The sequence below is a fragment of the Streptomyces sp. 13-12-16 genome, assembly GCF_002114215.1.
Taxonomy (GTDB): Bacteria; Actinomycetota; Actinomycetes; order Streptomycetales; family Streptomycetaceae; genus Streptomyces.
Genome location: NZ_NCTE01000415.1, coordinates 1 through 8,144, shown reverse-complemented (window position 1 = coordinate 8,144; position 8,144 = coordinate 1). Strand labels below are relative to the sequence as shown.

The window sequence follows — 8,144 nt, the reverse complement described above, 5'->3', positions numbered from 1 at the left end:
GGCCAGCCGCGCCACGTGGGCGTCGACCCCGGGGTGCCCGGTGGGGACGCGCGGCACGTCCAGGGGCGCGGGGGCGGCGGGGTCGTCGTCGGGCGCCGGCCGCACGCCGACCGGGTCCGTGCCCTCCGGTTCCGGCACTGCGTCGTTCATGCCCCGACGCTACCGCGAACGGCTGCGGTACCGTCGTCCGCGATGGCCACGATCGAGGAGTGCCGTACCGCACTCGACAGGTTCTCGGACGACATGGCAGGCGCCGAGGGGGACGTCCGCGCGGCCGCGGCGATGGACCGTTCGGTCAGCTGCCACATCACCGACCTGGACGTGACCTTCGCCGGCCGGCTCACCGGCGGCCGGATCGAGGTGCACGAGACGTTCCCCGGCCCGCCGCGCGAGAGGGCGCAGATACGGCTCGCCATGACGGGCGACGACCTGCTGGCCCTGGTCGACGGCGAACTGCACTTCGCCAAGGCCTGGGGGTCGGGCCGGGTGCGTCTCGAGGCGGGTCTGCGCGACCTGTTCCGCCTCAGGAAGCTCCTGTAGCGCCCACCTTCCGCGCCGTGCCCCTCGCCCGCGCGGTGCGGGCCGCCGGCACCACCAGCGGGGTGCCCGTCTCGGGATCGTCGATGACCTGGCAGCGCAGTCCGAAGACCTCCTCGACCAGACCGGCCGTGACGATGTCCTTCGGGGCGCCCTGGGCGATGACCTTCCCCTCGCGCAGGGCGATGAGGTGGGTGGCGTACCGGGCCGCGTGGTTGAGGTCGTGCAGCACCGCGACGAGGGTGCGCCCCTGCTCCTCGTGCAGGTCCGCGCAGAGGTCGAGCACGTCGATCTGGTGCTGGATGTCGAGGAACGTCGTCGGCTCGTCGAGCAGCAGCAGCGGAGTCTGCTGGGCCAGCGCCATGGCGATCCACACGCGCTGGCGCTGACCGCCGGAGAGCTCGTCGACGTAGCGTTCCGCCAGCTCGGCGACGCCGGTGCGGGCCATCGACTCCTGGACGACGCGCTCGTCCTCGGCGGACCACTGGCGCAGCAGGCCCTGGTGCGGGTAGCGGCCGCGGCCCACCAGGTCGCCGACGGTGATGCCGTCGGGCGCGATGGACGACTGGGGCAGCAGGCCGAGGGTGCGGGCGACCTTCTTGGCCGGCATCGACTGGATGACCTGCCCGTCGAGCAGCACGCGCCCCTCGCTCGGCTTGAGCATCCTCGACAGTGCCCGCAGCAGCGTCGACTTGCCGCACGCGTTGGGGCCGACGATCACGGTGAAGGAGTTGTCCGGTATCTCCACCGACAACTGTTCGGCGATGACCCGCTGGTCGTAGGCCAGGGTGACGTTCTCGGCGGACAGTCGGTTCACGGTGCTCCTTCGGTGGTTCGTCCCGCTGCTGGTGGTGGTGCCGGCGCTCATATCCGGCCCGCCTTGCGCTCGGTGACCAGCAGCCACAGCAGATAGACACCGCCGAGCACGCCGGTGACCACGCCCACGGGCAGCTGCTCGGCGCCGAACGCCCGCTGCGACACCCAGTCGGCGGTGACCAGGAGGGCGGCGCCCATGCACAGCGACGCGGCCAGGTTCGGGCCGGGCGAGCGGGTCAGCCGCCGGGCGAGCTGCGGCGCGGTGAGCGCGACGAAGGTGACCGGCCCGGCGGCGGCGGTCGCGGACGCGGTGAGCAGGACGGCCGACAGCATCAGCAGCAGCCGTACGCGCTCCACGCGCACACCGAGGGCGTACGAGACGTCGTCGCCCATCTCCATCATCCGCAGGCCGCGCGAGTTGGCCAGAACCAGCGGTACGAGGACCGCGCACAGGGCGAGCAGCGGCCAGACCTGGTCCCAGTCCCGGCCGTCGAGGGATCCGGTCATCCACACGACCGCGCGGGCCGCGTCGACGATGTCGGACTTGGTGAGCAGGTAGCCGTTGACCGCCGTGACGATCGCCGAGACGCCGATGCCGACCAGGACCAGCCGGTATCCGTGCACACCCCGCTTCCAGGCGAGCGCGTAGATGGCGAACCCGGTCACCAGCCCGCCGGCGAGCGCGCCGAGGGCAACCTGGCCCGCGGTCCCGGAGAACAGCACGATCATCGTGAGGGCGCCGGCCGTCGCCCCCTGTCCGAGGCCGAGCACGTCCGGGCTGCCCAGCGGGTTGCGGGAGACGGACTGGAACAGCGCGCCGCCCAGCCCGAGGGAGGCGCCGACGAGCAGCCCGACCAGGACCCTGGGCAGCCTGAGTTCGGTGACGATGAACTCCTGGCCGGCGTTGCCCTCGCCGACGAGCGTCCTGAGCACGTCGCCGGCGGGGATCGGGAAGTCGCCGGTGCCGATCAGCACCACGCTCGCGGCGAGCGCCGCGAGCAGCAGCAGGACGACGACGGTGAGGGCGCGCACGTCCAGCCGGACCGAGAGGCCGCCGGGAGTCCGCACCGCGCGGTTGGTCTTCACAGCTGGGCCGTCCTCCGCCGTCGTACGAGAAAGATGAAGACCGGGCCGCCGAGGATCGCGGTGACGATGCCGACCTGGAGTTCGGCGGGCCGGGCCACGATCCGGCCGATGACGTCGGCGCCGAGCAGCAGCACGGGCGAGAGGACCGCGGCGTACGGCAGGATCCAGCGCAGGTCGGGTCCGGTGAAGGAGCGCACGATGTGCGGCACCATCAGGCCGACGAAGACGATCGGCCCGCAGGCGGCGGTCGCGGCCCCGCACAGCACGGTCGCGGCGAGCATGGACAGCGCGCGGGTGCGGTTGAGGTTGGCGCCGAGCGCCTTGGCGGTGTCGTCGCCCATGGCCATGGCGTTGAGCGGCCGGGCCAGCACCAGCGCCAGGACGGAACCGGCGACCAGGAACGGCAGCACCTGGACGACGGTCGACTCGGTCCCCGAGGCCAGCGAACCCACCGTCCAGAAGCGCATCCTGCCGAGCGCCGCGTCGTCGAGGATCATGACGGCCTGGAGGTAGCCGAACAGCGCCGCGCTGATGGCCGTACCGGCGAGAACCAGCCGCACCGGCGTCGCGCCCCGGCTGCCGCCGAGGAACCACACCAGCGCGCCGACGGCCGCCGCTCCGAAGAAGGCGAACCACACGTACCCGGACAGCGAGGTGACGCCGAAGAAGGTGATGGCGGTGACGACGGCGGCGGACGCGCCCGCGTTGAGGCCGAGCAGTCCGGGATCGGCCAGCGGATTGCGGGTGAGGGCCTGCAGGACCGATCCCGCCAGGCCGAGCGCGGCGCCCGCGAGCACTCCGAGGACGGTTCGTGACAGCCTGTCGGCCACGACGACGTCGCCGTAGGTGCCCGAGTCCTCGAACAGGCCGTGCCAGACCTGCTCCAGGGACAGCTCCTTCGCCCCGATCGCGATGCTCGCCAGCGCGACGAGCACCAGGATCACGACGGAGAGGAGCAGCCCGAGGACACGTATCGCCCGGCGGTTCGGGGGCGCGGGGGCGGTCTCCGCGCGCTGTTCGGGGGGACTCTCGACCAACACGCGGTTAGGTTAGCCTACCCTCCTAATCGATCACGATCCCGAGGTCCGGCCTCCCAGGTGACACGAGGCCCTCACCACCCCAGCCGTGCCAGCGCCTTCCCGCCGTCCAGCTCGCACGCGCCTTCCCCGGCCGCCGTCCACGCCGCCGCGCACAGCGCGCGCAGCCCGTCCAGCGCACCCCCCTCGCCCGCCAGCTCCAGCTCCCCGTCCCCGGCCGTCGCCGTCCAGCCACCGCACCGGAACCCGCCGCCCGCCCCGACGACCTCCGGCTGCCCGGTGAGCATCCCGCGCAGATCGGCGTCGACGTACGTCGGCCGGTGCCGCGGCGGCGCGGCGAGCAGCCGCGCGCCGTCCGTCACACCGGTCAGCACCAGCAGCGAGTCCACCTCGCCGTTGAACGCGCCCTCGATGTCCGTGTCCAGCCGGTCCCCCACCACCAACGGCCGCTTCGCGCCCGTCCGCAGGATCGTCTCCCGGTGCATCGGCGGCAGCGGCTTGCCCGCGACCTGCGGCTCGGCGCCCGTGGCGATCCGTACGACCTCCACCGCCGCGCCGTTGCCCGGGGCGATGCCCCGGCCGCTGGGGATCGTCAGGTCGGTGTTGGACGCGAACCACGGCAGCCCGCGCGCCACGGCGTACGACGCCTCGGCGAACCTCCCCCACGGCAGCTCGGGCCCGCCGTACCCCTGGACGACCGCCACCGGGTCGTCGTCCGCCGACTCCACCGGCACGAGCCCGCGCTCACGCAGCGCCACCCGCAGTCCCTCGCCGCCGATCACCAGCACCCGGGCGCCCTGCGGCACCTGCTCGGCGAGCAGCCGCGCGACCGCCTGCGCGGAGGTGATGACGTCGCCGGCCTCCGCCGGTATCCCCAGCTCGGTCAGATGGGCGGCCACGACGTCCGGGGTACGCAGGGCGTTGTTGGTCACGTAGGCGAGACGCATACCGCCCTCGCGGGCCGTGGCCAGCGACTCGACCGCGTGGACGATCGCGCTCCCTCCCGCGTACACCACACCGTCGAGGTCGAGCAGCGCCGTGTCGTACGCCTCGCTCAGGGCCTGCCCACTGCCCTCGGGCCTCGTCCTGACGCTCCGGCTCATTCCGCATCGCTCCTCGTTCGACGGCTTTCCCCCGATCATCCCCCATGCCGCCGGCACCCGTACGATGCCGGGATGAAGACTGCAGGTCACTCGACGGCAAAGGCGCCCCGGGGCCTGGAACTCACCCCGTTCCGAGGCCTTCGTTACGACCCCGACCGGGTCGGCAGCCTGGCCGCCGTGACATCCCCGCCGTACGACGTCGTCGTCCGCCCCGACGGCCTGCACCACCTCCAGTCCGCCGACCCGCACAACATCGTCCGGCTGATCCTCCCCGAGGCCGGCACGCCCGAGGCGCGCAACGCCCAGGCCGCCGACACGCTGCGCCGCTGGCGCGCGGAGGGGGTCCTGACCGCCGACCCGGTGCCCTGCCTGTACGTCTACGAGCAGCGCGACGGCGAGGGCCTGGTACAGCGCGGCATCATCGGCGCGCTGCGCGTCTCCGACCCCGATGAACGGCTGGTCCTGCCGCACGAGGACGTCATGCCCCACATCGTCGCCGACCGCGCGGACCTGATGCGGGCCACCTCCGCCAACCTCGAACCGCTGCTGCTCACCTACCGGGGTGAGGGACGCGACGGAGGCGACGGTTCGGCGACCGTCACGGCCGCCCTGATCGAGCACGCGGCCGGGCAGCGGCCCCTGCTGGCGACCACCACGGAGGACGGTTTCCACCACCGCCTGTGGTCCGTCACCGACCCCGCCGACCTGGCCGCGATCCAGGAGGAACTCGCCGGTCACCAGGCCCTCATCGCCGACGGCCACCACCGCTGGGCGACCTACCGCCGCCTCCGCGCGGAGCACCCCTCCCCCGGCCCCTGGGACCACGGCCTGGTCCTCCTGGTCGACACGGCCCGCTATCCCCTGCGTGTGCGCGCCATCCACCGGCTGCTGCACGCCCTGCCGGTCGCGGACGCCTCGGCCGCCCTCGACGGCCTGTTCCGCGTACGCCGTCTCGACGTACCGCTCGCCGAGGCGATGGACGCGCTGGGCGAGGCGGCGTCGGCGGGCAACGCGTTCCTCCTCGCCGGGGACGGCGCCTTCCATCTCGTCGACCGCCCGGATCCGGAGCTACTGGCCCGCACCGTCCCGGCCGACCGCCCGGTGGCCTGGCGCACCCTGGACGCGACGGTCCTGCACGCCACGCTCCTCGACCACGTCTGGCGCGTCCCCGACTCCCCCGCCCACATCGCGTACATCCACGACACGGCGGCCACGGTCGAGAAGGCGGAACGCGACGGCGGAACGGCCGTCCTGATGCACCCGGTGCACGAGGACGTCGTCCGCGACCTGGCCCGCCAGGGCGTCACGATGCCGCGCAAGTCGACGTCGTTCGGTCCGAAGCCGGCGTCGGGCCTGGTCCTGCGCGCGCTCGACCTGTGACGGAGAGGACGAAGACGAAGGGGACGAGGAAGGGGCGGGCCTCCGCAGAGACCCGCCCCTTCATGCCCGTACCGCGCCTCGGACGTCAGTCCTCGTCCTTGTCCTTGTCGTCCTCGTGCGCGGTGTTGTCTGCCTCGTCGGCCTCGTCCTCGGCGAGGGCGTCCACGAACTCCACGCCGTCCAGCTCGGCCAGCCGGTCGGAGGCGTCCGTGCTGCCGTCCCGGTCGGCCTCCACGGCCTTGGCGAACCACTCCCGTGCCTCGTCGCTCCGGCCGGCGGCGTGCAGCGCGTCGGCGTAGGCGTAGCGCAGCCGCGCGGTCCACGGCTGGACCGAGTTGGACGCCAGCTCGGAGCTCTGCAGCGTCACGATCGCCGCGTCCAGCTGCCCCATGTCACGCCGGGCGCCGGCCGCGACGAGCCGCATCTCGACCTGCCCGGCCTTGTCCAGCTTCTGCACCTCGGGCGCACCGGCCATGTCCAGCGCCTTCTCCGGCCGGCCGAGCCCACGCTCGCAGTCGGCCATGAGGGGCCACAGCTCCACGGTCCCGGTCATCCGCCGCGCGGCCCGGAACTCGGCGAGCGCCTCGGCGTACTTCTGGTTCGCGTACGCGGCGAACCCGGCGGCCTCCCGTACGGCCGCGACACGCGACGCCAGCCGCAGGGCCACCCTGGAGTAGCCGTACGCGCCCTCGGGGTCCTCGTCGATCAGCCGGGCGACCATCACCAGGTTCTTGGCGACGTCCTCCGCGAGCGTCTTGGGCAGGCTCTGCAGCTCCTGCCGTACGTCCTTGTCGATCTCCTCGCCGGTGACGTCCTCGGGGATCGGCAGCCGCTTGATCGGCTCGCGGTCGCGGTCACGGTCCTCACGGAAACGCCCGCCACCGTGCCGGTCGTCCCGCCCACGGAACCCACCGGGCCGCCCGCCGCGGTCGTCACGCCGGGGCCCACGTCCACCACGGTCGTCCCGGCCGCGGAAGCCCCCACGGTCGCCGCCCCGGCTGTCCTCACGCCGGCCGAAACCACCACGCTCACCGCGGTCACCACGGTTGTCGTCACGGCGGAACCCACCGCGGTCACCACGGTCGTCACGACGGAACGCAGGGCGGTCATCCCGCCGGTCGTCACGACGGTCATCACGACGGAACGCAGGGCGGTCATCACGACGGTCGTCACGACGGTCATCACGACGGTCGTCACGACGGAACGCGGGACGATCACCGCTCCGGTCGTCACGACGGAAGGAGGGGCGGTCACCGCTCCGGTCATCGCGACGGTAAGAGGGGCGATCATCCCGCCGATCATCCCTCCGGTCATCGCGACGGAACGCGGGACGGTCACCGCGGTCGTCACGACGCGGTCCACGGTCACGGTCGCGGTCGTCCCTACGCCCGTACCCGCCACCACGGTTGTCGTCACGGCGGCTGTCACGCCGGTCATCCCGTCGGTCATCCCGTCGATCGTCACGACGGAAGGAGGGGCGGTCACCGCTCCGGTCGTCACGACGGAAGGAGGGGCGGTCATCCCGCCGGTCATCGCGACGGTCATCACGGCGATCGTCACGACGGAAGGAGGGGCGATCACTGCCCCGGTCGTCACGACGGAAGGAGGGGCGGTCATCCCGCCGGTCATCGCGACGGTCATCACGGCGGTCATCACGGCGGAACGCGGGACGGTCACCGCGGTCGTCACGACGCGGTCCACGGTCACGGTCGCGGTCGTCCCTACGCCCGTACCCGCCACCACGGTTGTCGTCACGGCGGAAGCCACCGCGCTGTCCGCGGTCATCGCCTCGTCGGTCATCACGACGGTCGTCGCGACGGAAGCCGCCACGGTCGCGGTCTCCGCCTTCACGACGGCCCTGGCCACCGCGGTCGTCGTCACGACGGAAGCCGCCACGATCTCCGCGCTGGCCGCCGCGGTCACCACTGTCCCGTCGCCGCTGGTCGCGCTCCGGTCGGTCGTCGGGAGAGTTGGTGGACATCGGTGACTCCTGTCTTCGGTACTGCAAGCATAAATAAAAAAGGACCCCTGGTCCCAGCTGAACGCTGGTGACCAGGGGTCCTTCCAAAGATTGTTCGGCGGCGTCCTACTCTCCCACAGGGTCCCCCCTGCAGTACCATCGGCGCTGTAAGGCTTAGCTTCCGGGTTCGGAATGTAACCGGGCGTTTCCCCTACGCTATGACCA

Annotated in this window: 8 protein-coding genes and 1 rRNA gene; 2 read left to right on the top strand and 7 right to left on the bottom strand. The window is 72.6% G+C overall.

Translation table 11 applies throughout. The annotated features are described in order from the left end of the window. Nucleotides 1-192: 192 nt before the first annotated feature. On the top strand, nt 193-540 hold the full coding sequence (locus B7767_RS16990) for a sterol-binding protein (RefSeq protein ID WP_085572932.1): 348 nt from the start codon (nt 193-195) through the stop codon (nt 538-540). Here B7767_RS16990 and B7767_RS16985 read toward each other — a convergent pair. The 4 genes from B7767_RS16985 to B7767_RS16970 form a co-directional block, all read right to left on the bottom strand. Next, nucleotides 524-1,405 (bottom strand): ABC transporter ATP-binding protein, encoded by an 882-nt coding sequence (locus B7767_RS16985; protein ID WP_085572931.1) that lies wholly within the window; start codon nt 1,403-1,405, stop codon nt 524-526. The genes B7767_RS16990 and B7767_RS16985 overlap by 17 nt on opposite strands. Beyond that, complete coding sequence (locus tag B7767_RS16980; protein ID WP_085572930.1) at nt 1,402-2,439, bottom strand: iron chelate uptake ABC transporter family permease subunit; 1,038 nt, start codon at nt 2,437-2,439, stop codon at nt 1,402-1,404. Before B7767_RS16980 ends, B7767_RS16985 begins: the two co-directional genes overlap by 4 nt. Continuing rightward, a complete protein-coding gene (locus B7767_RS16975) occupies nt 2,436-3,479 on the bottom strand; it encodes an iron ABC transporter permease (protein WP_085572929.1) in 1,044 nt (347 codons plus the stop codon). Before B7767_RS16975 ends, B7767_RS16980 begins: the two co-directional genes overlap by 4 nt. Before the next feature lie 71 nt (nt 3,480-3,550). Beyond that, complete coding sequence (locus B7767_RS16970) at nt 3,551-4,579, bottom strand: HAD hydrolase-like protein (RefSeq protein ID WP_085572928.1); 1,029 nt, start codon at nt 4,577-4,579, stop codon at nt 3,551-3,553. Nucleotides 4,580-4,651: 72 nt separating this feature from the next. On the opposite strand from B7767_RS16970, the gene B7767_RS16965 reads away from it, so the two are divergent. Beyond that, nucleotides 4,652-5,959, top strand: a complete 1,308-nt coding sequence (locus B7767_RS16965; protein ID WP_085572927.1) for a DUF1015 family protein — start codon at nt 4,652-4,654, stop codon at nt 5,957-5,959. A gap of 85 nt (nt 5,960-6,044) precedes the next feature. Here B7767_RS16965 and B7767_RS47315 read toward each other — a convergent pair whose 3' ends face one another. The 3 genes from B7767_RS47315 to rrf form a co-directional block, all read right to left on the bottom strand. Beyond that, complete coding sequence (locus B7767_RS47315) at nt 6,045-6,788, bottom strand: tetratricopeptide repeat protein (protein ID WP_218775797.1); 744 nt, start codon at nt 6,786-6,788, stop codon at nt 6,045-6,047. Continuing rightward, complete coding sequence (locus B7767_RS47310) at nt 6,680-7,882, bottom strand: hypothetical protein (RefSeq protein ID WP_256923473.1); 1,203 nt, start codon at nt 7,880-7,882, stop codon at nt 6,680-6,682. Before B7767_RS47310 ends, B7767_RS47315 begins: the two co-directional genes overlap by 109 nt. Before the next feature lie 150 nt (nt 7,883-8,032). Next, nucleotides 8,033-8,144 (bottom strand): 5S ribosomal RNA (gene rrf, locus B7767_RS16955); the annotation flags it as partial.